Source organism: Streptomyces paradoxus (assembly GCF_014202475.1).
GTDB classification, from domain to species: Bacteria; Actinomycetota; Actinomycetes; order Streptomycetales; family Streptomycetaceae; genus Streptomyces; species Streptomyces paradoxus.
In genome coordinates this window covers 270199-294141 of the sequence record NZ_JACHGV010000005.1, presented here as the reverse complement: position 1 = coordinate 294141, position 23943 = coordinate 270199, and the positions used below count along the sequence as shown (strand labels likewise).

21 protein-coding genes are annotated in these 23943 nt (G+C 72.8%); 7 read left to right on the top strand and 14 right to left on the bottom strand.

Annotation, left to right across the window (positions count from 1 at the left end; translation table 11 throughout):
• Nucleotides 1-4: 4 nt before the first annotated feature.
• Nucleotides 5-622: a flavin reductase family protein gene (locus HNR57_RS18970; RefSeq protein ID WP_246554742.1), complete on the top strand. Its 618-nt coding sequence runs from the start codon at nt 5-7 to the stop codon at nt 620-622.
• Between the two features lie 381 nt (nt 623-1003).
• On the opposite strand, the gene HNR57_RS18965 is transcribed toward HNR57_RS18970, so the two are convergent.
• Nucleotides 1004-2305 carry an MFS transporter gene (locus tag HNR57_RS18965; protein ID WP_184561189.1) on the bottom strand — a complete coding sequence of 434 codons (1302 nt, stop codon included), beginning with the start codon at nt 2303-2305 and terminating at the stop codon, nt 1004-1006.
• Between the two features lie 71 nt (nt 2306-2376).
• Here HNR57_RS18965 and HNR57_RS18960 point away from each other — a divergent pair, with 71 nt between their 5' ends.
• Nucleotides 2377-3390: a GlxA family transcriptional regulator gene (locus HNR57_RS18960; RefSeq protein WP_184561188.1), complete on the top strand. Its 1014-nt coding sequence runs from the start codon at nt 2377-2379 to the stop codon at nt 3388-3390.
• Here HNR57_RS18960 and HNR57_RS18955 read toward each other — a convergent pair.
• The 3 genes from HNR57_RS18955 to HNR57_RS18945 form a co-directional block, all read right to left on the bottom strand.
• A complete protein-coding gene (locus HNR57_RS18955) occupies nt 3380-4429 on the bottom strand; it encodes a Zn-dependent alcohol dehydrogenase (protein ID WP_184561187.1) in 1050 nt (349 codons plus the stop codon). The two genes, HNR57_RS18960 and HNR57_RS18955, sit on opposite strands and share 11 nt — an antisense overlap.
• Entirely contained in the window at nt 4429-5577 is a 1149-nt protein-coding gene (locus HNR57_RS18950; RefSeq protein ID WP_184561186.1) for an acyl-CoA dehydrogenase family protein, read from the bottom strand. The genes HNR57_RS18955 and HNR57_RS18950 overlap by 1 nt, the downstream gene beginning before the upstream one ends.
• A 126-nt stretch (nt 5578-5703) precedes the next feature.
• Entirely contained in the window at nt 5704-6618 is a 915-nt protein-coding gene (locus tag HNR57_RS18945) for an SDR family oxidoreductase (protein ID WP_184561185.1), read from the bottom strand.
• Between the two features lie 104 nt (nt 6619-6722).
• On the opposite strand from HNR57_RS18945, the gene HNR57_RS18940 reads away from it, so the two are divergent.
• Complete coding sequence (locus HNR57_RS18940; RefSeq protein WP_184561184.1) at nt 6723-7649, top strand: cyclase family protein; 927 nt, start codon at nt 6723-6725, stop codon at nt 7647-7649.
• A 467-nt stretch (nt 7650-8116) separates the two neighbouring features.
• Here the strand turns inward: HNR57_RS18940 and HNR57_RS18935 are convergent, their stop codons facing one another.
• The 4 genes from HNR57_RS18935 to HNR57_RS18920 all read right to left on the bottom strand — a co-directional run bounded on the left by HNR57_RS18935 (nt 8117) and on the right by HNR57_RS18920 (nt 12305).
• Complete coding sequence (locus HNR57_RS18935) at nt 8117-8593, bottom strand: ATP-binding protein (RefSeq protein WP_184561443.1); 477 nt, start codon at nt 8591-8593, stop codon at nt 8117-8119.
• A gap of 443 nt (nt 8594-9036) precedes the next feature.
• Entirely contained in the window at nt 9037-9969 is a 933-nt protein-coding gene (locus HNR57_RS18930; RefSeq protein ID WP_184561183.1) for an acyl-CoA dehydrogenase family protein, read from the bottom strand.
• 6 nt (nt 9970-9975) lie between these two features.
• Nucleotides 9976-11109, bottom strand: coding sequence for an acyl-CoA dehydrogenase family protein (locus tag HNR57_RS18925; RefSeq protein WP_184561182.1), 1134 nt, complete (start codon nt 11107-11109; stop codon nt 9976-9978).
• Nucleotides 11109-12305, bottom strand: a complete 1197-nt coding sequence (locus tag HNR57_RS18920) for an amidohydrolase family protein (protein ID WP_184561181.1) — start codon at nt 12303-12305, stop codon at nt 11109-11111. The genes HNR57_RS18925 and HNR57_RS18920 overlap by 1 nt, the downstream gene beginning before the upstream one ends.
• Nucleotides 12306-12394: 89 nt before the next feature.
• Here HNR57_RS18920 and HNR57_RS18915 point away from each other — a divergent pair, with 89 nt between their 5' ends.
• Nucleotides 12395-13897 carry a class I adenylate-forming enzyme family protein gene (locus tag HNR57_RS18915; protein ID WP_184561180.1) on the top strand — a complete coding sequence of 501 codons (1503 nt, stop codon included), beginning with the start codon at nt 12395-12397 and terminating at the stop codon, nt 13895-13897.
• 29 nt (nt 13898-13926) lie between these two features.
• Here HNR57_RS18915 and HNR57_RS18910 read toward each other — a convergent pair whose 3' ends face one another.
• A complete protein-coding gene (locus HNR57_RS18910) occupies nt 13927-14439 on the bottom strand; it encodes an EF-hand domain-containing protein (protein WP_184561179.1) in 513 nt (170 codons plus the stop codon).
• 167 nt (nt 14440-14606) lie between these two features.
• Entirely contained in the window at nt 14607-14987 is a 381-nt protein-coding gene (locus HNR57_RS18905) for an STAS domain-containing protein (protein WP_031136021.1), read from the bottom strand.
• A gap of 361 nt (nt 14988-15348) precedes the next feature.
• Here HNR57_RS18905 and HNR57_RS18900 point away from each other — a divergent pair, with 361 nt between their 5' ends.
• Together HNR57_RS18900 and HNR57_RS18895 are read left to right on the top strand one after the other, a co-directional pair.
• The gene (locus HNR57_RS18900; RefSeq protein WP_184561178.1) at nt 15349-15930 is read left to right on the top strand and encodes a sigma-70 family RNA polymerase sigma factor; all 582 of its coding nucleotides are present in this window, start codon (nt 15349-15351) and stop codon (nt 15928-15930) included.
• Nucleotides 15927-17243: a zf-HC2 domain-containing protein gene (locus HNR57_RS18895; protein ID WP_184561177.1), complete on the top strand. Its 1317-nt coding sequence runs from the start codon at nt 15927-15929 to the stop codon at nt 17241-17243. Before HNR57_RS18900 ends, HNR57_RS18895 begins: the two co-directional genes overlap by 4 nt.
• A 95-nt stretch (nt 17244-17338) precedes the next feature.
• Here the strand turns inward: HNR57_RS18895 and purU are convergent, their stop codons facing one another.
• On the bottom strand, nt 17339-18220 hold the full coding sequence (purU, locus tag HNR57_RS18890) for a formyltetrahydrofolate deformylase (RefSeq protein ID WP_184561176.1): 882 nt from the start codon (nt 18218-18220) through the stop codon (nt 17339-17341).
• 71 nt (nt 18221-18291) lie between these two features.
• Complete coding sequence (locus tag HNR57_RS18885) at nt 18292-18792, bottom strand: SCO4402 family protein (protein WP_033312170.1); 501 nt, start codon at nt 18790-18792, stop codon at nt 18292-18294.
• A gap of 117 nt (nt 18793-18909) precedes the next feature.
• Between HNR57_RS18885 and HNR57_RS18880 the strand changes: the two genes are divergently transcribed.
• Nucleotides 18910-20220: an ABC transporter substrate-binding protein gene (locus HNR57_RS18880; protein ID WP_184561175.1), complete on the top strand. Its 1311-nt coding sequence runs from the start codon at nt 18910-18912 to the stop codon at nt 20218-20220.
• Between the two features lie 43 nt (nt 20221-20263).
• Here the strand turns inward: HNR57_RS18880 and HNR57_RS18875 are convergent, their stop codons facing one another.
• Nucleotides 20264-22093 carry a hypothetical protein gene (locus tag HNR57_RS18875; RefSeq protein ID WP_184561174.1) on the bottom strand — a complete coding sequence of 610 codons (1830 nt, stop codon included), beginning with the start codon at nt 22091-22093 and terminating at the stop codon, nt 20264-20266.
• Between the two features lie 201 nt (nt 22094-22294).
• On the bottom strand, nt 22295-23680 hold the full coding sequence (locus HNR57_RS18870) for an NsdA family TPR-like regulatory protein (protein ID WP_184561173.1): 1386 nt from the start codon (nt 23678-23680) through the stop codon (nt 22295-22297).
• Nucleotides 23681-23943: the final 263 nt, after the last annotated feature.

The window sequence follows — 23943 nt, the reverse complement described above, 5'->3', positions numbered from 1 at the left end:
TGTGATGGGACAAGCAGGGATGGCGGAAGCCGCCGTCCGCTACCTCAGGTCGAACCGCACACCCGCCCCGGAGCCCGTCGAAGCGCTGCCGCGCCCCGATCTGCGCTGCGTCGCCGAGGACGAGCGTGCACCCATCGACCCGCGTGAGTTCCGGCGCGTCCTCGGGAACTTCGCGACGGGCGTGGCGGTCATCACGGCACCGCCCGCGGCCGACGGCGACTCCCCCGCCGGCTTCGCCTGCCAGTCCTTCACGTCCCTCTCCCTCACCCCGCCCCTGGTGGCCTTCATGGTCGGCCGTACGTCGACGACGTGGCCGCGGATCGCCCGCGCCGGGGTGTTCTGCGTGAACGTCCTGGGCGCCGGCCAGGGCGAGTTGTGCCGCGCCTTCGCGGTCAGCGGCGCGGACAAGTTCGCGGGCGTGGCCCACGACGCGGCGCCGGTGTCGGGCTCGCCCCGTCTGACGGGCGCCGTGGCGTGGATCGACTGCGCGATCCACGCCGTCCACACCGGCGGTGACCACCTCATCGTGGTCGGCCGCGTGAACGCCCTCGGTACGGCGGACGATCCGTCCGATCCGCTGCTCTTCCACCAGGGGCGCTTCACCCGGCCGGCGCACCCGTAGGGCCTGTCGTTCGGCTCACGCCGCCGCAAGCCGCCACAGTGACGTGACCTCGGCCGCCCGTGCGGCGTGCAGCGGATCGCCGGTGTCCCGCACGCGCGCGTGGCGCGGACGGGTGTCCATCCGGCGCCCTCGCCGACCCGGACCAGGTGATGGCCCGGGCCGCCGTGGTCTGCGGCACCTCGACCGCCGGGCCGCGAAGCTCTGCCCCGGCCCCGCCTGGGAGGAGTGGGCAGCTGCCATGGCCCGGGCCGCGGCCGGGCCGGACTCCGGGGCTCTGGGGGTGCTCGCCGACCGTGGCCGGACCAAGAGGATCCGCAACACCGCACGGGCGGGCCTCACACGGCGGGGCGGAAGCTGAACCCCGCCCGCTCTCCGATCGGTTCAGGCCACGGCCACCTCACCCGCCGTCCTCCGCCGGATCACCAGCGCCATCAGCGCCGCAGCCGCGCACAGCGCCCCCGACGCGTACCAGACCACGTCGTAACTGCCGAACGTGTCGCGGGCGACGCCGCCCAGGAAGGCCACGAGGGCGGCGCCGACCTGGTGGGAGGCGAGGACCCAGCCGAAGACGATCGCACTGTCCTCGCCGTACTGCTCGCGGCACAGGGCGAGGGTGGGCGGGACGGTGGCGACCCAGTCGAGGCCGTAGAAGACGATGAAGAAAATCATCGGCGGGTGGACCGCGGGGCCCAGCAGGAGCGGGAGGAACATCAGCGACACGCCCCGCAGCGCGTAGTACACCGCCAGCAGGCGGCGCGGCTCGAAGCGGTCCGTGAACCAGCCGGAGGCGATCGTGCCGACGACGTCGAAGACACCGATGACCGCGAGCAGGGACGCGGCGGCCTGGACGGGCATGTGGTGGTCGTGGGCCGCGGGGATGAAGTGGGTCTGGATCAGGCCGTTGGTGGAGGCGCCGCAGATCGCGAAAGTGCCGGCGAGCAGCCAGAACGGTCCGGTGCGCACAGCGGAGAGCAGGACGGTCACGGCCCGGCGGGCGGCACCGGGCACGGGCGGCGGCTTCGGCACGAACTCGGCGGCCCCGTACGGCTTCTGGCCCACGTCCGCGGGGTGGTCGTGCAGCAGGAGCCAGACGAACGGGACGACCGCGAGCGCGGCGAGCGCGACCGTCACGGCGGCCGGGCGCCAGTCGTACCGCTCGATGATCCAGGACAGCAGGGGCAGGAAGATCAGCTGGCCGGAGGCCGAGGCGGCGGTGAGGATGCCGCTGACCAGGCCACGGCGTGCGGTGAACCAGCGGTTGGTGACGGTCGCCGCGAAGGCCAGCGCCATGGAACCGGAACCGAGACCGACCAGCAGGCCCCAGCACAGCATCAACTGCCAGGCCGCGGTCATCCACACGGTGAGCCAGGAGCCGGCCGCGATCACGGTCAGGGCGACCGCGACGACCCGGCGGATGCCGAAGCGGTCCATCAGGGCCGCCGCGAACGGGGCCGTCAGACCGTACAGCGCGAGGTTCACCGAGACAGCGGCCCCGATCGTGCCGCGCGACCAGTCGAACTCCTCGTGCAACGGGTCGATGAGCAGGCCCGGCACGGAACGGAAGGCGGCGGCGCCGATGATCGTCACGAAGGTGACGGCGGCGACGAACCAGGCGCGGTGCACCCGCGTACGAGTCGGCTTCGGCGGCTGCCGCACAGCCGCTGCATCGGTTGTCTGGGTCACGCCATAGAGCCTGCGACCTGCGGCGCGCTCCATCGAGTGGCCCGAAGGACAGCATTCGTTAGGATCGGGCCATGAGCCGTGAGCCGGAGTTCCGCCCGCACCGGGTCGTCGTCCTCGCCCTCGACGGCCTGCTCCCCTTCGAACTGGGCATCCCGCACCGCATCTTCGGCCGCCCCAGGGACGCACAGGGGCGTCTGCTGTACGACGTCGTCACCTGCTCGATCCGCCCGCCGGGCCCGGTGCAGACGGACGCCGACTTCGCCATCCAGGTCGAGCACGGCCCCGAGGCCCTGGCCACCGCCGACACCGTGATCGTCCCGGCGTCGTACGAACTCGGCCCGGTCTTCGAGGAGGGCGTGCTGACCGCCGAACTGGCCGCCGCCCTCGACCACATCCGCCCCGGCACCCGGCTCGCCTCGATCTGCACCGGCGTCTACGTCCTCGCCGCCGCCGGCTTCCTCGACGGCCGCCCCGCCACCACGCACTGGGCCGACGCCGACCGCTTCCAGCGGCTCTTCCCGCACATCGACGTCGACCCGGACGTCCTGTTCATCGACGACGGCGACGTCCTGACCTCCGCGGGCGTCGCGGCCGGCATCGACCTGTGCCTGCACATGGTGCGCCGCGACCACGGCGCGGCGATCGCCAACGACGTGGCCCGCCGCACGGTCGTACCGCCGCACCGCGACGGCGGGCAGGCGCAGTACATCCACCGGCCCGTGCCCGACCCGCAGCAGGCGACCACCACCTCGGCCCGTGCCTGGGCCCTGGGCCGTCTCCACGAGCCGATCCAGCTGCGCGACATGGCGGCCCGGGAGTCGATGTCGGTGCGCACCTTCACGCGCCGCTTCCGTGAGGAGACCGGCGTCAGCCCCGGCCAGTGGCTCACCCAGCAGCGCGTGGAGCGGGCCCGGCACCTCCTGGAGTCCACCGACCGCTCCGTCGACCAGGTGGCGCGGGAGGCGGGCTTCGGCACGGCCCAGTCGATGCGCCAGCACCTCCAGGCGGCCCTGGGTGTCACACCCACGGCCTACCGGCGGACGTTCCGGGCGGAGAAGGAGACCGCCTCCGCCCTCAGAAGGTGAGCACCGCCCGCGCCACCCGCCCCGCCTCCGCGTCCGCCGCCGCCTTCTCGAAGTCTTCGACCGGACAGGTCCGGGTGACCAGTTCGTCGAGCAGGAGGCGCCCCTGGCGGTACAGCCCGGCGTACAGGGCGATGTCCCGCTGGGGCCGGGAGGAGCCGTAGCGGCAGCCCAGGATGGACTTGTCGAGGTACATCGAGGAGACGCGGAAGGACGCCTCGGCAGTGGCGGGCGGGACCCCGAGGAGGATCGCCTGGCCGTGCCGGTCCAGGGCGTCGATGGCCTGCCGGATCAACTCCACGCGGCCGACGCACTCGAAGGCGTGGTCCGCGCCCGTGGGCAGCAGGTCGCGCACGCCCTCGGTGGACGTGAGGAAGTCGGTCGCGCCGAACCGCCGCGCCGCCTCCTCCTTCGCCGGGTTGGCATCGACGGCCACGATCCGCCCGGCGCCCGCGAGCCGCGCGCCCTGGAGCACGTTCAGGCCGATGCCGCCCGTGCCGATGACGAGGACGCTGTCGCCGCGGTCCACGCGCGCCCGGTTCAGTACGGCCCCCACCCCGGTCAGCACCCCGCATCCGATGAGCGCCGCCGAGGTCATCGGGATGTCGTCGGGGATGCGGACGGCCTGGACGGCCTTGACGACCGTGCGCTCGGCGAACGCCGAGTTGGACGCGAACTGGTGCACCGGCGAGCCCTCGTGGCGGAAGGGCCGGCCGGGGCGTCCGATGGCCTGCCGGCACATGGTCGGACGGCCCCGGTCGCACTCGGCGCACGTTCCGCAGTTCGCCAGGGTGGACAGCGCCACATGGTCACCGGGCGCGACATGGGTGACGCCCCCGCCCACCGCCTCCACGACCCCGGCCCCCTCATGGCCCAGCACCACCGGGACCGGGAACGGGATGGTGCCGTTCACCACCGACAGATCGCTGTGGCACAGCCCGGCCGCCGAGATCGCGACCCGCACCTCACCCGGCCCTGGCTCGCGCACCTCCAGGTCCGACACGACCCGGACCTGCTTCCCGTCGAAGATCACGCCTCGCATCACACGGCTCCCTTGGGCTCCCTGGGCAGACCGAGCACCCGCTCGGCGATGATCGTGCGCTGGATCTGGTCCGAGCCGCCGTAGATCGTGTCGGCCCGGGAGAAGAGGAACAGGTGCTGGGAGGCGTCCAGTTCATACGGCGTGGCGGCCGACCAGTCAGCAGGCCCCACCGACGCCGCCGCACCCCGCACCAGCACCGCCAGCTCCCCGAGCCGCTGGTGCCAGCCCGCCCACAGCAGCTTGGCCACGCTCGGGGCACCCGCGTCGCCGGAACCCCCCAGGGTGCGCAGGGCGTTCCAGCGCATCGTCCGCAGCTCGGCCCACTGCCGCACGAGCCGTTCCCGTACGACGGGGTCGTGCACGGCGCCCGACTCCTCGGCGGCGCGCACCACTGCCCCCAGTTCCTCTGCGAACCCGATCTGCTGTGCCAGCGTGGACACCCCCCGCTCGAAGCCGAGCAGGCTCATGGCGACGCGCCAGCCGTTCCCCTCGCCCCCGACGACGTGCTCGGCGTGCGCGCCGTCGAAGAAGACCTCGTTGAAGTCGCTGGTGCCCGTCATCTGGCGGATGGGGCGGACCTCGATCCGGCCGGGCTGGTCCATGGGGACGAGCAGGAAGGTCAGCCCGTGGTGCCGCACCGAGCCGGGTTCGGTCCTGGCCAGCACGAAACACCAGTCCGCCTCGTGTGCGAGCGACGTCCAGATCTTCTGGCCGGTGACGCGGTACGTACGGCCGCCCGGCTCGCGCACGGCCGCGGTGCGGATGCCGGCCAGGTCCGATCCGGCGCCGGGTTCGCTGTACCCCTGGCACCAGAGTTCCGCTCCGGCGGCGATCGGCGGGAGGAACCGGGACTTCTGCTCGTCGGTGCCGTGGGCGATGAGCGTCGGGCCGAGCAGGTTCTCCCCGATGTGCCCGGAGCGCGGGGGCGCGCCGGATCGCGCGTACTCCTCGGCCCAGACCACCTGTTGGGTGAGGCCGGCGGTCCGGTTCCCGAACCCGGAGGCCCCCCACCCGAGCCCGATCCATCCGGCAGCGCCGAGAGTACGTTCCCACGTGCGGCGGTCAGTGACTCCTCCGGCATGCACCCCCAGCCAGCCGCGCACCTCGGCGCGAAAGTCCTCATCCTCTTGCCCGAACCCGAACTCCACTCTTGACCGCCTTAGATTGGCCAGGTACTTGCGCATGGGCAGCGGGGCAACCCCCCTCAGGGGCGCGGGGAACTGCGCGAACGACCACACTCCACCCGCACCCGCCAAACCACCCCGCCACCCGAGCTACTGGGCGTTCGGCCGCTCCCCCCGACCCGCCGCCCTCTCCATCTCCCGCACCCGCTCCAGCAACGGCATCGGATCCACCCCCACCGACCCGGGCAGAAACTCCGCGATCCGATCCACGGTCCATCCGCCGGAGGCATACGCGGCACGCACCTCCCTCGGCTGCGCCCACACCGCGATCTTCGCCCCGGCCACCGTGTACACCTGCCCGGTGATCCCCTCCCGGGAGGCCGCGTCGGACAGCAGGTACACCACCAGCGCGGCGACGTCCTCCGGCTCCCCGATCTCGGCCAGTTCCATCGGCACCCCGGCCGACATCCGGGTCCGCGCGACCGGCGCCACCGCGTTCGCGGTCACCCCGTACTTGTGCAGCCCGAGCGCGGCGCTGCGCACCAGGGAGATGATCCCGCCCTTCGCGGCGCTGTAGTTGGCCTGGGAGACGGACCCCTGGTGGTTGCCGCTGGTGAAGCCGATCAGCGTCCCGGACCGCTGCTTCCGCATGACCGCGGAGGCCGCCCGGAACACCGTGAACGTGCCCTTCAGATGCGTCGCGACGACCGGGTCCCACTCCTCCTCGGTCATGTTGAACAGCATCCGCTCGCGCAGGATCCCGGCCACGCAGACCACACCGTCCAGCCGCCCGTACGACGCCAGCGCCACGTCGACGACCCGCTGCCCGCCCGCCATCGTGGAGATGTCGTCGGCGACGGCCACCGCCTCGCCGCCCGCCGCCTCGATCTCCTTGACCACGGCCTGGGCGACCTCGCTGGCCGGTGACGCGCCGTCGACCGAGACGCCGTAGTCGTTGACGACGACCTTCGCTCCCTCGGCCGCCGCCGCGAGCGCGACCGCCCGGCCGATGCCCCGCCCGGCACCCGTGACGGCGACGACCTTGCCTGCCAAGAAGTTCCCCACGCCCGGCCCCTTCCCGTCCCACGGTTTCTGACGGACCGTTAGATTCTCGTTTCCCGAATTCTACGACCCGTCAGATACGGGAAGACAAGCCCCGGGGAGGACTCATGTCGCTGCCGGACGCGTTCCACGACATCGCCAAGCGCGTGAACAACTGGGGCCGTTGGGGATCCGGCGACGAGATCGGCACCCTGAACCTGATCACCGACGAGGTCGTCAGGCAGGCCGCGGCGACCGTCCGCACCGGCCGCCGCGTCCCGCTCGCGCTCCCCCTCCAGCAGGACGGCGTGCAGACCGGGATGATCCCCGGCCGGGTGAACCCCCTGCACACCATGGTGCAGATCAACCAGGAGATCTTCGGCCCGGGCACGGTCGCATGCAGCGACGACGTCGTGACCATGGGGCTCCAGGCGGCCACCCATTGGGACGCCCTGCCCCACGTCTCGCACTCGGGCCGGCTCTACAACGGCCGTCCCGCCCGCACCGTCACCGCGCACGGCGGCGCCGAGTTCAGCGGCATCGGCACGGTCCGGCACGTCGTCTCGCGCGGGGTGCTGCTGGACGTCGCCCGGGTCCGCGGCACGGACCGGCTCGACGGCGGGTACGCCGTCACGCCCGAGGACCTGGACGCCGCCGAGGAACTGGCCGGCACGCGGGTGCGGGCCGGCGACGTCGTGCTCGTGCGGACCGGGCAGATCCAGGCCTGCCTGGCCGGGGACCGGCACGGTTACGCGTATCCGTCACCGGGGCTGTCGATCCGCACGCCGGAGTGGTTCCACGCGCGCGATGTCGCGGCCGTCGCCAACGACACCCTGACCTTCGAGGTGTTCCCCCCGGAGGTGGAGGACCTCTGGCTGCCGGTGCACGCCCTCGACCTCGTGGAGATGGGCATGCCACAGGGCCAGAACTGGAATCTCGAAGAGTTGTCCACAGCCTGTGGAGAAGCGGGCCGGTACGCGTTCCTGCTGACGGCGACCCCTGAGCCGTTCACCGGGGCGACCGGCTCTCCGGTGGCTCCCGTCGCCGTCCTGTAGGCCCGCGGGTCCGGGACCCGCCCGCCGGACGCCCGGCACACCGGCACGGCCGGGCCGCCATCCGCTGCAGCTGGATGGCGGCGCCGCGCTGCTCGCCCCGAGCACGGCAGCGCGCGCCGCCACCCGACTCCGGCGCTCCCGCCCCGACTCCCCGCCCCTGTAGGGAGCCGACGCCGAATCACGACTCACACTCGCCGAGGGCCGCCGTCCACCGCGGCCCCCGCCGTCCCCTCACGGCGAATCGCTGCCCACCAGCGTGAGCAAACGGTCACGACGGGTCAACAGGAGTTCGGAGAAATGTCGCTTAGGCGGCTTTTGCCGTGGGCGCGCACGGAAGCACGTCCCGGCGCATCGCCGCATGCCCTGACGGAACCGGCCGGCCCGCCGTGCACCCGTGCCCCGGCCCCGCCGCACGAACCCGCGGCATGTGCCGCCGTACACCACACCCGGCCGGAAGGGCGGCGGCGCTACACCGCTTCGTACGCCAGGCCCTCGAAAGCCGCCCCGCCGCACGCCACCGCGCCCCCTCCGCACGACGCCGTGAGGTCCGGGGACTTCGCGCACCGGTCCACCTCGCACCAGATGCGCTTGCCGGTGGCCTCCACGCTCCAGCCCCAGCGGTCGGCGAGGCCGTCGACGAGCGCCAGGCCCCGGCCGCCGGTCGCGTCGTCGCCGGCGCACCGGGGCACGGGGGCCCGGCCGCTGCCGTCCGCGACCTCCAGACGGACCGTGGCCTCCTCCGTCACCACGTGCGGCAGGGACAGCCGCAGGACGGCGGGGCGGCCGGTGTGCACCACGGCGTTGGTGACGAGCTCGGAGACGAGCAGGATCAGTGTCTCGGCAAGGGGTTCGTCGGCCTGTATGCCGGACCCGGCCAGGCGGGAGCGGGCCCACCGCCGGGCCCGCCCCACTTCTGCGGGGTCGGGCCGGATCTCCAGCTGCACTTGAAGCACCTGCACCGCTCACACCATCCGAACCGGCGGACACTTAGGCTCGCGCCTCACGAGGGCCACGATCGTAGCCATTTTCTGCATGGCCAGAACAACGGCCGGGACGAGGATCACGGAACGTGAATCCCTTGTGGGACAGCATGGTTGACGTACAGTCACGTCAACAAGCGCTTCGGGCATATTCCAGCGCGAAGGAGTACCCGTGCGGCATACTGTGCGACGCCCGCCGCGGGCAGTCGAACAGGCGGCGCCACGGGGTCGCACTGCGCTCGGAGCCACTCGCATTTGACACAAGGTACCGGAGCGGGCAATCGACTCCAGGCCGTAACGAGTCACACTGAGGACACAAGCCGATATCAACGCTCCGTGATTCCGGTATGCCACGATCCGTGACATCTCCGGGAGTGGTCGTGGCGACACCGCAGCCAGACGGCCCGTCAGGCCGTCTCGGACGCCAGGGCCGCCGCGAGCATCTCCTCACTCTCCGTGACGCCGCCCGCACGCTGAGCTCGAACCCATGCGCGTTTCAGATGCAGATGGACCTCGGACTCCCAGGTGAAGCCCATGCCTCCGTGCACCTGGAGACAGTCGCGGGCGCCGCGCACGGCGGCCTCGTCGGCGAGGATCCGGGCCGCGGCGATGTCGGCCGGGTCGGCGGTGACGGCGGCCGCGTACACGGCGGCGCGGGCCGTCTCCGCCCGGACCAGGATCCCCGCGCACAGGTGCGCCACCGCCTGGAAGGCCCCGATGGGCCGTCCGAACTGTTCGCGCGCCCGGGCGTGTTGCGCCGCCAGCTCGCAAACACGGGTCGCCGTGCCGAGTTGCTCGGCGGCGGTGAGCAGGACCGCGACGGGGTCGGTGCCGGAGGCGGGCCGCCCGGCGGGCACGCGGTGCAGGGGCGTCAGCGGGTCGAGCGAGCGCAGCGGCACGGCCCCCGCGCTGTCCCCGCGTACGACGTCCGCCGCAGCCAGCCATTCCACGAGCCCGCCGTCCACAGCCGCCACCACCGTCTCCCCGGTGGCCGCGCCCGGCACGGCACCGGCCGCGAGGTGGGTGGCGACGAGCGGCCCGGGCAGCAACGCCCGCCCCGCCTCCTCGAACACCAACACGGCCTCCGGCAGCCCGAGTCCGACCCCGCCGTCCGCCTCCGGCACCCGCAGCGCGAAGAACCCCAGGTCACCGAGGGCCCGCCACAGCCCCCGGCCGAGCCGCGGCGCCCCGACCGCCCGCCCCGTCCCCTCCCCGGCGGCACCACCCCCGTCGGCCTCCTCCACCGCCGCCCGCAGAGCCCGGCCGTCGAACTGCCGTGCCAGGGCCTCGCGCACCCCCACCCGCAGCGCCCGCTGGTCGTCCGTCAGCCTGAACCGCATGGCACCTCACCGTCCCTTCGGCAGGCCGAGGATGCGCTCGGCGATGATGCTGTGCTGGACCTGCGAGGTGCCGGCCGCGATGGTGTACGCCAGGGAAGAGAGGCGGTCGGGGGTCCACGGCCGGTCCAGGTCGAGGCAGTCCGGGCCCAGCACCTCGGCGGCGGCGTCGTAGAGCTCCTGGCGGGCGTGCGAGTAACGGAGCTTGAAGACCGAGCCACCCGCGCCCGGTACTCCGCCCGAGGCCTCCGCCGCGCTCACGTTCCACTGCGTGAGCCGCCACAGTGCCCGGAACTCCGCGTTGAGTCTGCCCAGCCGGCGTCTGAGGGCCGGGTCGTCCCAGCGGCCGTTCTTGCGGGCCTCGACGGCCAGTTCGGCCAGAGCCCGCCGGCAGGCGACGACCTCGCCCGCGAAGGCCGTGCCCCGCTCGAAGGACAGCGTCACCAGGGTCACGCGCCAGCCGTCGTTCTCGTCCCCAACCCGGTTCGCCACCGGCACCCGCACCTCGTCCAGGAACACCTCGGCGAACTCGGCCGGCCCGGCGAGCGTGCGCAGCGGCCGTACGGTGATGCCGGGCGCGTCCATGGGCAGGGCGAGCCAGGTGATGCCCCGGTGCTTCGGGGCGGCCGGATCGGTGCGGACCAACAGCTCGCACCAGTCGGCGACTTCGGCGTGTGAGGTCCAGATCTTGGAGCCGGTCACCACGTAGTCGTCGCCATCGCGCCACGCGCGGGTGCGCAGGGCCGCGAGGTCGGACCCGGCGTCCGGCTCGCTGAAGCCCTGGCACCAGACCTCCTCGCCGCGCAGGATCGGCGGCAGCCAGCGCGCCCGCTGGGCGTCCGTGCCCTCGGCGGCGATGGTCGGCCCGGCGTGCAGCAGGCCCACGAAGCCGGCCCCCACATAGGGCGCTCCCGCCTTCTCGGTCTCCTCCAGGAAGATCAGGCGGACGCCCGGGGTCGCGTCCCAGTGGACGCCGGCGTATCCGGCCTCGTACAGCCTGCGCTGCCAGCCGAGGTCGTACGCCCGCCGCCCCGGCCAGTCGCCGGGGGAGGGCCTGGGCGGGAGACCGGGGAGCGTGCGCGCGAGCCATTCCCGCAGCCGGGCCCGGAAGTCCTCCTCCTCGGGCGTGTACGACAGGTCCATCAGCGGTCGAGGTCCAGGTCCAGCATCCGGATGGCGTTGCCCCGCATCAGCTTGTACACCGTCTCGTCGTCGAGGCCCTTGACGTGGTCGAGGGCGACCTCCTTGGTGTGCGGGAAGGTCGAGTCGACGTGCGGGTAGTCGGTCTCGAAGGTGGCGTTGTCCCGGCCGACCACGTCGATCGACGCCACGCCGTGCTGGTCGCGGAAGAAGCAGCAGAACATCTGCCGGTAGTAGTACGTCGACGGCGGCTCGGGGATCGTGTCGCGGACGCCGCCCCAGGCGCGGTGCTCCTCCCAGACGTCGTCGGCGCGTTCCAGGGCGTACGGGATCCAGCCCATCTGGCCCTCGGAGTAGGCGAGTTTGAGGCGCGGGAATTTCACCAGGACCCCGCTGAAGAGGAAGTCCATCATCGAGGCCATCGCGTTGTTGAAGCTGAGCGAGGCCTGGACGGCGGGCGGCGCGTCCGGGGAGGCGGCCGGCATCTGGGACGAGGACCCGATGTGCATGTTGACGACCGTCCCGGTGTCCTGGCAGACCGCGAAGAACGGGTCCCAGTAGCCGGAGTGGATGGACGGCAGCCCGAGGTGGGTGGGGATCTCCGAGAAGGTCACCGCCCGCACCCCGCGCGCGGCGTTGCGGCGGATCTCCGCGACGGCCAGGCCGATGTCCCACAGCGGGATGAGGCACAGCGGGATGAGCCGCCCGCCGCTGTCGCCGCACCATTCCTCGACCATCCAGTCGTTGTAGGCGCGCACGCAGGCGAGGGCGACCTCCTTGTCGTGCGCCTCGGCGAAGGTCTGGCCGCAGAAGCGCGGGAAGCTGGGGAAGCAGAGGCTCGCCTCGACGTGGTTGAGGTCCATGTCCTTCAGGCGTTCCTTCGGGTCCCAGCAGCCGGGCCGCATCTCCTCGCGGGTGATGCCCTCCAGGGTCATCGCGTCCCGGTCGAAGCCGACGGCGGCGATGTTGCGCTTGTACGGGAACTTCAGGTCCTCGTAGATCCACCAGTCGGTGGGCTGGCCGTCGGGGTCCATGGTGATCCGGTACTTGCCGCCGACGTAGGCGAGTTCACCGATCCCGGCGGTCAGGGGCCTCGGGCCGCGCTCGCGGTACTTGGCCGGCAGCCAGGTGTCGAAGAGGTGGGCGGGCTCGATCACGTGGTCGTCGACGCTGATGATGCGGGGCAGTTCGGTCGCCATGGGTCCCCTCCGCCGGACGGTACTTATCTGATGCAGCGTCAGATAGCATCCCACCTGACGACCCGTCAGCCAAGCAGCAGGGGGCAGTCGTGAACGAGACCCCGCACGCCCTGAGTTCGTCCCGCACCCTGTGGGAGCTGGTCACCCGCCGGGCCGCCCTCACCCCCGGCCGGCCGCTCTTCCTCCAGGACGGCCGCACCCTCACCTTCGAGGAACTGCGCGCTCGCGCCGAGCGGGTCGCGGCCGGGCTGTACGGCATGGGCGTACGCCCCGGCACAGTGGTCGCCTGGCAGCTGCCCACCCGTATCGAGACGGCCGTGCTGTCCTTCGCTCTGGCCCGCCTCGGCGCCGTGCAGACGCCGGTCATCCCCTTCTACCGGGACCGCGAGGTCGGCTTCGCACTGCGCGAGTCCAAGGCGGAGTTCTTCGCGGTGCCGGGCACCTGGCGCGGCTTCGACCACGGCGAGATGGCCCGTCGGCTGGGCGCGAGGGGCGTCTTCGAGGCCTACGACGACCTGCCCGAGGGCGATCCGTCCCTCCTGCCGCCCCCGCCCCGCGACGGCACCGCCGTCCGCTGGATCTACTGGACGTCCGGCACGACCTCCGACCCCAAGGGCGTCCTGCACACGGACCGTTCGCTGCTCGCGGGCGGTTCCTGCCTGGCGCATGCGCTGCGCCCCTCGGCGGACGACGTGGGGTCGATCGCCTTCCCGTACGCCCACATCGGCGGACCCGACTACACGGTGATGCTGCTGCTGTACGGCTTCCCGGCGGTGCTGTTCGAGCAGTTCGCCCTGCCGGACGCACTGGAGGAGTACCGCGCGCACGGGGTGACGATGGCGGGCGGGTCGACGGCGTTCTACTCGATGTTCCTGGCGGAGCAGGCCAAGCGGCCGGGAGAGCCGGTGGTGCCGTCGCTGCGGCTGCTGGCGGGCGGCGGGGCGCCCAAGCCGCCGGAGCTGTACCACGCCGTCGTGCGCGAGATGGGCGTGCAGCTCACCCACGGGTACGGCATGACCGAGGTGCCGATGATCACCATGGGGGCGCCGGACGACACCCCCGAGCTGCTGGCGACGACCGAGGGGCGGCCTCCGGAGGGGATGGAGATCCGGATCGTGGACGGGGAGGTGCGGCTGCGCGGCGAGGCCGTGTGCCAGGGGTATCTCGACCCGGGGCAGACGGCGGAGGCCTTCGACGAGGAGGGGTTCCTGCGCACCGGCGACCTCGGGCGCCTGACGGAGACCGGGCACCTGGTCCTCACCGGCCGGCTGAAGGACGTGATCATCCGCAAGGGCGAGAACATCTCGGCCCAGGAGATCGAGGACCTGCTGCACCGGCATCCGGCGGTCGGGGACGTGGCGGTGATCGGGCTGCCGGACGCGGCGCGCGGGGAGCTGGTGTGCGCGGTGGTGGAACAGCCGCCGGGGGCCGAGGTGTTGACGCTCGCGGCCGTGACCGCCTTCCTGCGCACCGAGGGACTGTCGGTGCACAAGCTGCCGGAGCGGCTGGAGGTGGTGGACGCCCTTCCGCGGGGCGAGACCCTGCGGAAGGTGCTGAAGTACAAGCTGCGCGAGCGCTATGCGGGCGGGTGACGCGGCTCGGGCACGCGCCCCCGTCCAGGCTATTCGGGCACGGTGAAGTAGCGGGCGAAAGCGGGTACGACCTCGGCCTCGCCGACCTTGCCGTCACCGTCCGCGTCGAGCGCGGCGGCGGCCGGCCCGGCGAGGTCCTCGGGGACACCGAGGCACTTCAGGACGCGGCCCGCCTCCTCGACCGTCGCGGCGCCGTCCCCGTCGGTGTCGGCGACGTCCAGGGCCGCGTGCAGGAAGGGGCGGGCGATCTCGGCGAACCGGTCGGGGTTGTCACGCAGGCGCTTGACCGCGCCGTTGACGAACTCCTCGCGCGTGATGCGCTGGTCGCCGTCGCGGTCCGCTATCCCGGCCATGCCCTGCCAGAAGGCCTCGGCGCCGCCGTACAGCGCCTGCCCCTTGTCGGACCGGGCCGTCACGGCGAACTCCGTGAGCAGCGCCTTGGCGGCGCCGTAGAAGTCCTCGCGGTCGATGTAGCCGTTGCCGTCCTGGTCGAAGGTGGCGAACCGGGCGGCGATCCTGCGCTCGTACTCGCTGCTGACCATGTCTTACTGGGCCGCCTTACGTCGGGTGGGGTGCTTCTCGGTCGGAGCGTACGACGGAGGGGGCCGTTCGGGCGCGGGAAAACGTCACTTGTGCCAAGTCCGGGGGAATTCCGGGACAACGGCGTGTCGGAACGGCAACACTCCGTCTACCGTGCGTCATCGAGCCGTCACGCGGACAGGGGTTCGCCCTCGTCGCCGAGGGCCGCGTGCACGTCGCCGTACACGTCGAACAGCCTGCGGACGCCCAGCGCGCCGAGGACCCGGTTGACGTGGGACCCGTCCGCCGCGCCCCGGGCGGGCAGCACGAGGCGCAGCCGGCCCTGGCAGGAGCGGATCAGCCGGCGGGCCGCGATGAGCACGCCGACGCCGCTGGAGTCGCAGAAGAACACCTCGGACAGATCCAGGACGAGACAGTGGTGCCCCTCGGCCACCACGTCGTGCACGCGCTGACGCAGCACCGGTGACGTCACCAGATCCAGCTCGCCGGACACCTGGAGCACGGCCCATTCGCCCTGCTCGCCGCCGGTCACTTTGAAGGTCACCACCACGCCCCTCGCTCGCCAAAACGGAAGCAGTCCCTACGCTTCCTTGCAGCGCGGCTGCCCAGCGGCAGTTCCCTGAAACACAACCCGAAAAACGGATCCCCCGCAGAAGAGGCTTGTTTTAGTCGACTTCGATCCTGTTCGATCCTCTTCAGTCAGGTCTGATCGGAGGGTGGCGGGGTAGGCGCGAGCCCAAAGGCATCCTGCGCGAGCCCCGCGGCCCTCTACCACCTGCGGCCGGTCAGGGGGCGCACATTGCAACAAAGGGGCGTGCGCTACCGGACGTGCCGACTACATTCGAGGAAACACCGGAGACAGGCTGGACAGGGCACGGGCGCGGGACACGAGCAGGGGGTGAGGGGGCCGCATGGCGAAAAAGGACGTACCGCCTCGCTGGGACCGCAAGATGCAGCAACGGCTCGCCCGTGGGGAAGCCGCCGCTCTCGGCGAGCTCTACGACCGGTTCGCCTCCCTCGTGCACGGCCTCGCCCACCGCGTGCTCGGCGACGAACGAGCCGCCGACGGCATCACACGCGAGGTCTTCATCCACGTCTGGGAGCATCCCGACTCCTACGACCCCAAGCAGGAACCACTGCGCACCTGGGTCGCCACACTGACCCACCGGCTGGCGGTGCAGCGGCTGCGCGCCACCGAGACCGCCGCCCTCGCCCGCGAAGGCTCCGGCACCACGGAGGAACTGGAGCACAGGGTGCGCCGCGCCTCGGTCGCCGCCCGCGCCGACTACATCGTCCAGTCCATGCCGGTCCCGCTGCGCTCGGCCCTGGAACGGGCCTACTTCCAGCGCCGCGACTACCGCCAGACCGCCGCCGACCTCGGCATCACCGAGGACGAGGCCCGCCGCCGGCTGCGCCTGGGCCTGCAACTGCTCTCCACCGCCCACGACACCGAAGCACCGGGCGCTCCGCCCGGATACGGGGGTGCGGTGTGAACGGGCCGGAACGGTTCGAGGCGCACGACGGCGACGAGGAGGACAACGGCCCCGAGGGGAACGGCCCCGAAGGGAAGGGCGACACCCCGGCACACGGGAGCCCGCCGCGGATACCCCTGCCCCGGGCCTCCGTCGAGGACAGCGGACTGCCACTGCCCGCGCCGGCGGACCTCGGCGTCACGGCACCGCCGCCCGCCCCGCCCGTCTTGGAGCACCCCGTGCTGAAGGCCCTGCTCGGCGCCTGGGCGCTGGCCGCCTGCTCGCCCGAGGAGGCAACGGCCGTCGAGGAGCACCTCGGCGACTGCGGCTCCTGCGCCGACGAGGCCCGGCGGCTGCGCGAGGCGGTCGGCCTGCTGCAACGCCCCGAGAGCCTCGACCTGGACCCGGGGCTGCGCACCCGCGTCCTGGACACCTGCCTGGAGCGGCGCCCGCCGCGCATCCCGGTCCCGGACTGGGCCGCCGCGTACGACGCCGAGACCGCGCGCCTGGACGCCCTGCTCCAGGACTTCGGCGACGCCGAGTGGCACGCGCCGGTACGGCTGCGCTGGTTCCGCTCCGACGCGGCGACCAGCCGCCGCACCACCGTCGCCGGGGTCATCGCGCATCTGCTCGGCGTCGACGGCCTGGTGGCGGTCGCGCTCGGCCTGGACGACCCGCTGGGCGATGTCCCGGCCCGGCAGCCGACCCCTGCGGCCCGCACCGAGGCGCTCTGGCGCGCCTCCCACTTCCCGCCCACCCGGTTCGTCCGCGCGCCCTGGCGGGAGCAGAGCCACAGCCTCGTGCGCACGGTGTCGTTCACGGGCGGCGGCGCGGAGAAGGTTCCGGTGTCGTACGGCGACTTCGAACTGCCCCTGCACGACGCGATGCTCGACCGCGCCTTCGAGTGCTGGGTGCACGCGGAGGACATCGCCGACGCGGTCGACTACCCCTACGACCCGCCCTCGCCGCGCCATCTGCACCGCATGATCGACCTGGCGGCCCGGATGCTGCCGACGGCCCTGGCCCACCGCCGCCGGGCCGGCCTGGCCTCCCCCGCCCACCATCGCCATCTGGTCGCGGCGGGCGAACCGGGCCGCAGCCTGCGCCTGGAGATCGAGGGCTCGGGCGGCGGCGAGTGGCTGATCCCCCTCGACTCCCCCGCGGCGAAGGGCTCCGCCGAGCACGAGGTGGCCCACGTGGCCCTGGACGGCGTCGAGTTCTGCCGCCTGGCCGCCGGCCATGTCCCCCCGCAGGAGGCGGCGGCAGGCCAGGTCGGCGACAGGGAGGCGATCAGGGATGTCCTGTTCGCGGCCGCTTCACTGAGCAGGATGTAGACCCGACCTCAAGGACGCGCCCTCAGGGGCGCGGGGAACTGCGCGACAAGCCACAGACAACCCGCACCCGCCACGAAAAGGGACAACCCCACCCACTAGGCGAAAATCACAGTCCGCCGCCCATTGAGCAGAATCCGCCGCTCGGCATGCCACTTCACGGCCCGCGCCAGCGCCTGGCACTCCACGTCACGCCCGATCGCGACCAGCCCTTCCGGCGTCACGTCATGCCCGACCCGCTCGACCTCCTGCTCGATGATCGGCCCCTCATCAAGATCAGCCGTCACGTAATGGGCGGTCGCACCGATCAGCTTCACACCCCGGGCGTGAGCCTGGTGATACGGCTTCGCCCCCTTGAAGCTCGGCAGGAACGAGTGGTGGATGTTGATGATCCGCCCGGAGAGCGCCTTGCACAGGTCGTCCGACAGCACCTGCATGTACCGGGCGAGCACGACGAGCTCCACGCCCTCGTCCCGCACGATCCCCAGCAATTGCGCCTCGGCCTCGGCCTTCGTGTCCTTCGTCACCGGGATGTGGTGGAAGGGGATGTTGTACGAGCCCACCAGCTCGGCGAAGTCCTTGTGGTTCGACACCACTCCGGCGATCTCCACCGGCAGCGCGCCGGTCCGCGCCCGGAACAGCAGGTCGTTCAGGCAGTGCCCGAACTTGCTGACCATCAGCAGGATGCGCATCTTCTGGTCGCCCCGGTGGATCTGCCAGTCCATCTGGAACGAGTCACCGATCGCCGCGAAGCTGGCCCGCAGCTTCTCCACGGTCACGGGCGCGTCCGCCGAGAAGTGGACGCGCATGAAGAACAGTCCCGTGTCGTGGTCGCCGAACTGCTGGCTGTCCTCGATGTTGCAGCCGGTCATGAAGAGATAGCTCGACACGGCGTGCACGATGCCCTTCCTGTCCGGGCAGGAGAGGGTGAGGACGTACTGGTCGGCCGGGACCGCGGCGCTGGTGGACTGCTCGTTCATGCAGGACAGGGTCCCACAGGGGACGACACCACCGGCAACCGTCCCGCTGTACGGACCGGCAACGACAGGCCCTAGGCCGACCTCGTCATGATCTGCAGCACGTCCAGGCTGCGCGGCGCCGTGTCCGGCTCCTCGCCGTCACCTGCCGCGAGCCGTACGTGCGCCTCCCGGGCCGCCCGGACCGCCTCCGGCCACGCCTCGTGCTCCAGGTACGCGGCGACCGGGGCGTCCGGCCCGACCTGGTGCATGATCCGCAGCACCCGCAGCACCGCGGTGTCGACGAGGGCCGCCTCCTGCGCGTCGCGGAAGATCGTGCCGACGTACTTCTCGGCGGACCAGTGGTCCAGCCAGGTGTCCTCGACCAGCCGGTACACCGCGTCGGTCACGTCGCCGTAACCGTCCACGCCGGCCAGCCAGACGTCCCGCTGGAAGCCGGGATCGGAGAGCATGTGCAGGGCCGAGCGCACGTTGCTGCGCCAGCGCCACCACGGCATGTCGTTGACAGGCATGCCGCCCATGGTGGATGAGCGACGGCCACGACGGGAAGAGTTCTCCGAAGCTTGCACGGTCATCGATCGTACGTTCCCCTCCACATCGGCCACACCGGCCCCCGCAATTCACCTGTGCGTCACCAATTGTTGACCCGAGATCACTCACGGGTTATCCGTGTGGCGGAATCGTGCAGGACCATGACCGGCAGGCGACGCACCCGCAGCACATTCCTCCCCGGCCTCCTCACCCGTCACGCCAGAAAAGGCGTCCTCTCCGCGGGCACGGCGGTCGCGTGCGCGTCGCTCCTCGCCGGATGCGGTGTCGTCCCCGGCACCACGGGGGATGTCGGGGACGGCACCATCACCGTCATGACATGGGCCCCGCAGAGCACCAAGGCCACCAACAAGCCCGGAATGCCCGCCTTCGCCCACGCCTACGCCCGTTGGATCAACGCCAAGGGCGGGATCAACGGCCGCAAGCTGAACGTGCTGACCTGCAACGACCACAACGACAGTGTGGCCGCCGCCAAGTGCGCCCGGCGTGCCGCCAAGGAGAACGTGGTCGCGGTCGTCGGATCCTACAGCCAGTACGCGGACTCCTTCTTCCCGTCGCTGGAGGGCGCCGGCATCCCCTACATAGGCGGCTACGGCGCCACCAACGCCGAGTTCACCAGTCCTCTGTCGTACCCCGTCAACGGCGGCCAGCCCGCGCTGCTGGCCGGTCTCGGCAGTGCCCTCGCCGAGTGCGGGCCCGTCGCGCTGATCCGGCCCGACACCATCGCGGGCGACCAGCTGCCCCCGCTGCTCGACTCGGGCCTGAAAGCCGGCGGGCACCGGGCCTCGAACGACCAGCGGGCGGCGGAGGACGCCACCGAGTACGACGGCCAGGCAGCGCGCGCCCTGCGCACGACGAGCTCCGACAGGGGGGACCAGGGGTGTGTGGTGCCCGCCCTCGGGGACCGCAACGGCACCTTCATGGACTCCTTCCGGCGCGCACGCGAGGACTACCCCGAGGTGCGGACGGCCACCGTGCTCGGCAGCGTCGACCAGACGGTGATCGACGCCACCGGCGGGGCGTCGGGCCCCTACGAGGGCTCGTACATCACCGGCTGGTACCCCGTGGCGAGCGATCCGCGCTGGAACGGGATGAAGCGGGTGATCCGGGAGCAGGCCTTCGGCGACAACCGCATCGACCCCGCGGACGCCGGAGTGCAGACCACGTGGATCGCCTACACGGTGTTCCGGCAGGTCGTCGAGTCGCTCGGCGACGGCGAGGTGTCCGCCGACACGGTGGCGGGGGCCCTGGACGACGGTCTGAAGGTCACCACGGGCGGCCTCACACCAGCGCTGCAATGGCGGTTCCAGGACAAGCTCGCCGCCGTGGGCTTCCCGCGCCTGGTCAACGCGAACGTGACCCTCCAGGTGGTGCGGGAGGGGCGGCTGGTCTCGGCGCGCAAGGGCTTCGTCGACACCACGAGGACGCTGGAGAACGCCGACGTGAACTACTGAGCGCCGCCGCCCGGCCGTTCACGTCCCGCTCGGACCGCCCCCGTCACAGCTGCGTCGGCTGCCGCTCGGTGAGGCCGTACTTCCTCGCGATCCCGTTCCACAGCCCGGCCGCCTTGGCCTTCTCCGTGCTGGCGACGCCGCTGGCCCGGTTGCCGGCCTGGGTCTGGCCGGTGACCCGGGCCTGGCCCTTCCTGCAGCCCTTCTTGCCGGCGGTCTGGTCGGCCCAGGCCGCGTAGTGGTTGTCGGCCGAGGCGGAGGCCTGCCAGGCCTTGGTGAGGGCGGTGGTCAGCGCGGTGTGGCCGGGCAGCTTGTCGACCTCGATGCCGGAGAGGCGGGTGACCAGCCCGGTGCGCTGCTTGGCCGCGTCGCGCAGGTCCTTGGCGGCCTGGGGGAGGTTGTCGCAGCCCTTGACGTCGGCGACGGCGTTGATCACCGTGCTGCGGCTGTTGCCGCTGTCGGCGAGCAGCTTGTCCAGCTCGACCGCCTGGGCCCGGGCCGGGTCGGCGGACGGGGAGGCGGAGCCGTCCGACGCGGGTGCGGAGGCGGCCACCGTCTTGTTGTCGCCGCCGTCGTCCTCACCGCCGCCTCCGCCACCGGCGAGCAGCGCGCCCGCCCCGACGCCGAGGACGGCGATGCCGATGCCGACGGCGGCGATGACGGGGACGCGCGAGCCGGTACGGCCACCGCGCGACCGGCCTCCGGCGGACGGGTCCTGGGAAGGCTCGGGAGCTGCGTACGGGGGCTGCGGCCGGGGCTGCTCGACGCGGGGCATCTGCTGCGTGGCCCCGGCGGGGCTCTCGGCGCCGCCCTGGCGGAAGAGGTTGTCGAACTCGGCGGGCGGCTGCTTGTCCCCGCCGGGCACCGGCGGGATGAACTGCGTCGCCTCGGCGTCGGGATGCGAGGCGGCCGGCAGCGGCCCGGCCCCCGCGCCGGTCCGGGGCCCGGTCCCGAGGAACCGCGTCGCCTCGGGGTCCTCCCCGGACGGCATCTCGGGCGGCAGCGCCCCCGGGCTCACCGGGGGTATGTACTGCGTCGCCCCCTCGTCGGCCGACGGCGCGACGGGCGGTATGTACTGGGTGGCCGCGGCGGCCGCGTCCCCCGCGACGGGCGGTATGTACTGAGTGGCCCCCTCGTCGGCGGGCGCGGGCAGGGAGGCGCCCCCGGTGGCCCCGGTGGCCCCGTACGCGCCGGAGACCGGCGGCAGACCGCCGCCGTACGCCTCGGCGCCCGGCTGCGGCCGGACTCCCCCGCCCGGGGTGCCGTACCCGTCAGCCGCCGGCGGCAGACCGGCTCCCTGCGGATACCCGTACCCGGAGCCTCCCTGCCCGCCGGTTCCCGGCTGCGGCTGGGGCGCGCCCCCGGCGGAGGCGCCGTAGGCGTCGGTGCCCTGCGGCAGGGCGCCGGTGCCCTCCGGGGGCAGCGGGGCCCCCGCACCGGCGGCTCCGTACGGGTCGTAGCCGGTGTGGGCCGCGGGCGGCTGGGCCGTGCCGTACGGGCCGGGGTCGGCCGGTGCGCCGGCGTAGGGGTTCGGGGGCTGGGCGCCTTCCGGCGGGAGTGCGCCCGGGGCCTGCGCGTCCCACGCGGGCGGCTCCGGCGCGCTCCACTGCTGGGGCTGGGACTGCCAGGTCCGGCCCGGCGGCGGGGGCGGGGTCTGCTGCTCGCCGGGGCCCCACGGCTGGCCCCAGGTCTGGCCCTCCGCGGGGGCCGAGGCCTGCGGCTCGCCCGTCGGGGGCGGGACGGGCCGGCGGCCCGGGGCGTCGCCCGGTCCGCCCGTCATGCCCGGCAGCAGGGGTTCGCCACCGTCGGAGGGCAGCACGATGCCTTCGCGCGCGGGGCGCGCCGAGGGCTCCTCGCCCTGTCCACTCTGCGTCACCGGGACTCCTACTAATGGGGGACCTTGTGAATCGTCGGGTCACGCTACCGGGTCCCCAGAGCCCCGTGCCACGCAGCACAGGGCCCGGCCTCCTGCCCTGTGAGCGCGGTAACACCGGCGGGGCACGGCGCGTTGCCCAGGTCACCTCCTCCGTGCCCGGCAGCCGTTTCCCGCACGTTCACGCATCCGCAGACCCTGTGTTCACGCCGCCGCCTGCAGGTCGAGCCGCGCCCCGAACTCCCTCACCACCGCCTCGTCCCGGTACGGCTCCAGCCGCTGCTGGAAGTCCTCCAGGTAGTCGGCGCCCCGGTTGGAGCGCAGTCCCTCCAGCAGTTCCACGGCCCTCATGCCGGTGTTGCACGCCTCTTCGATCTCCCGCTGCTGCACCTGCGCCGTGGCCAACAGCACATAGCCGATGGCCCGGCGGCGCGCCCGCGTCTCGGGATGCCCGGCCAGCGACTCCTGCGCACACCGGGCCGCCGCCTCGGCCTGCCCGAGGTCCCGGTGGCAATGGGCCAACTCGTCGGCGAGGTAGGCCTCGTCGAAGTGCGCGATCCACACCGGGTCGTCCCCGGCGGCCGGGTCGGCCGCCTCCAGGGCGCTCACCGCGCGCCCTGCCGAGGACTGCGCGGCGCGCACGTCGCCCATGAGGGCGTGCCCGCGCGCCTCCGCCGCCAGGAACATCGACTCCGCCCGCGGCGACACGCGCCCCCGCGCCCCCTCCTGCGCCGCCCGTGCCAACTGCGCGATCTCCCGCGGGTTTCCGAGCTGGGCGGCGAGATGGCTCATGGACGCCGCGAGGACGTACCCGCCGTAGCCGCGGTCCCCGGCGGCCTGCGCCAGCCGCAGCGCCTGGATGTAGTAGCGCTGGGCCAGACCGGGCTGGCCCGTGTCGACGGCCATGTAGCCGGCGAGCTCCGTCAGCCGGGCCACCGCGGCGAACAGGTCCCGCCCGACCGCCTCCCGGTACGACCCCGCCAGCAGCCCCGAGACCACGCTGTTGAGGTAGTGCACGACGACCGGCCGCACATGCCCGCTGCCGTACTGGTGGTCGAGATCCACCAGTGCCTGCGTCATGGCCTGGACCGCCTGCACGTCGGACCGCCCCACCCGCGGCCCGGCCGAGCGCGAGACCTGCGCGTCGGGCGCGGAGATCAGCCAGTCCCGGCTGGGCTCGACCAGCGCGGACGCCGCGACGGAGGAGCCGGACAGGAAGTCCCGCCGTCCCACGTCACTGCGCCACAGCTCGCAGACCTGCTCGATGGCCCCCAGTACCGTCGGCGAGAACTGGAGGCCCACGCCCGAGGCGAGGTTCTTGCCGTTGGCCATGCCGATCTCGTCGATCGTGACCGTACGGCCGAGCTTGCGGCCCAGCGCCTCGGCGATGATCGCCGGGGCCCGCCCCCGCGGCTGCTGCCCGCGCAGCCAGCGCGCCACCGACGTCTTGTCGTAGCGCAGGTCGAGGCCGTGCTCGGCACCGCACATGTTGACCCGGCGGGCCAAGCCGGCGTTGGAGCATCCGGCTTCCTGGATGAGCGCCTGCAGCCGTTCGTTCGGCTGCCGGGCGACGAGCGGCCTTGCGGCCATGGCGTACCCCCTGAGGCTGCGGTGCCTGCGCACGCACCGAGTTGACGTGTCTTCCGCGGCCGAACCCCCTCACGTCCCGGCGAAAGGATCCGGCCGTGAAGATCAATGCCCCGCCGACCAGGCGAAAATGCGAGGCATGTGAGGAATGCCGGGGTATCGGCTGTTGCCGGCCCCACACGTGGCTACCCAGCTCCGCGACGGATCCTCCTGCGCGCCCCCGCACATGCACCCATGCGCCCCGCGAACAGGGGCGATGCTCTCCC

Coding starts and splice junctions, on each gene's coding strand:
- purU (WP_184561176.1), bottom strand. CDS start 18,220: ATGAACGAGCAGTCCACCAGCGCCGCGGTCCCGGCCGACCAGTACGTC.
- HNR57_RS18910 (WP_184561179.1), bottom strand. CDS start 14,439: ATGGTCAGCAGCGAGTACGAGCGCAGGATCGCCGCCCGGTTCGCCACC.
- HNR57_RS18960 (WP_184561188.1), top strand. CDS start 2,377: ATGAGCCGTGAGCCGGAGTTCCGCCCGCACCGGGTCGTCGTCCTCGCC.
- HNR57_RS18925 (WP_184561182.1), bottom strand. CDS start 11,109: ATGGACCTGTCGTACACGCCCGAGGAGGAGGACTTCCGGGCCCGGCTG.
- HNR57_RS18930 (WP_184561183.1), bottom strand. CDS start 9,969: ATGCGGTTCAGGCTGACGGACGACCAGCGGGCGCTGCGGGTGGGGGTG.
- HNR57_RS18970 (WP_246554742.1), top strand. CDS start 5: ATGGGACAAGCAGGGATGGCGGAAGCCGCCGTCCGCTACCTCAGGTCG.
- HNR57_RS18940 (WP_184561184.1), top strand. CDS start 6,723: ATGTCGCTGCCGGACGCGTTCCACGACATCGCCAAGCGCGTGAACAAC.
- HNR57_RS18955 (WP_184561187.1), bottom strand. CDS start 4,429: ATGCGAGGCGTGATCTTCGACGGGAAGCAGGTCCGGGTCGTGTCGGAC.
- HNR57_RS18900 (WP_184561178.1), top strand. CDS start 15,349: ATGGCGAAAAAGGACGTACCGCCTCGCTGGGACCGCAAGATGCAGCAA.
- HNR57_RS18870 (WP_184561173.1), bottom strand. CDS start 23,680: ATGGCCGCAAGGCCGCTCGTCGCCCGGCAGCCGAACGAACGGCTGCAG.
- HNR57_RS18885 (WP_033312170.1), bottom strand. CDS start 18,792: ATGACCGTGCAAGCTTCGGAGAACTCTTCCCGTCGTGGCCGTCGCTCA.
- HNR57_RS18880 (WP_184561175.1), top strand. CDS start 18,910: ATGACCGGCAGGCGACGCACCCGCAGCACATTCCTCCCCGGCCTCCTC.
- HNR57_RS18920 (WP_184561181.1), bottom strand. CDS start 12,305: ATGGCGACCGAACTGCCCCGCATCATCAGCGTCGACGACCACGTGATC.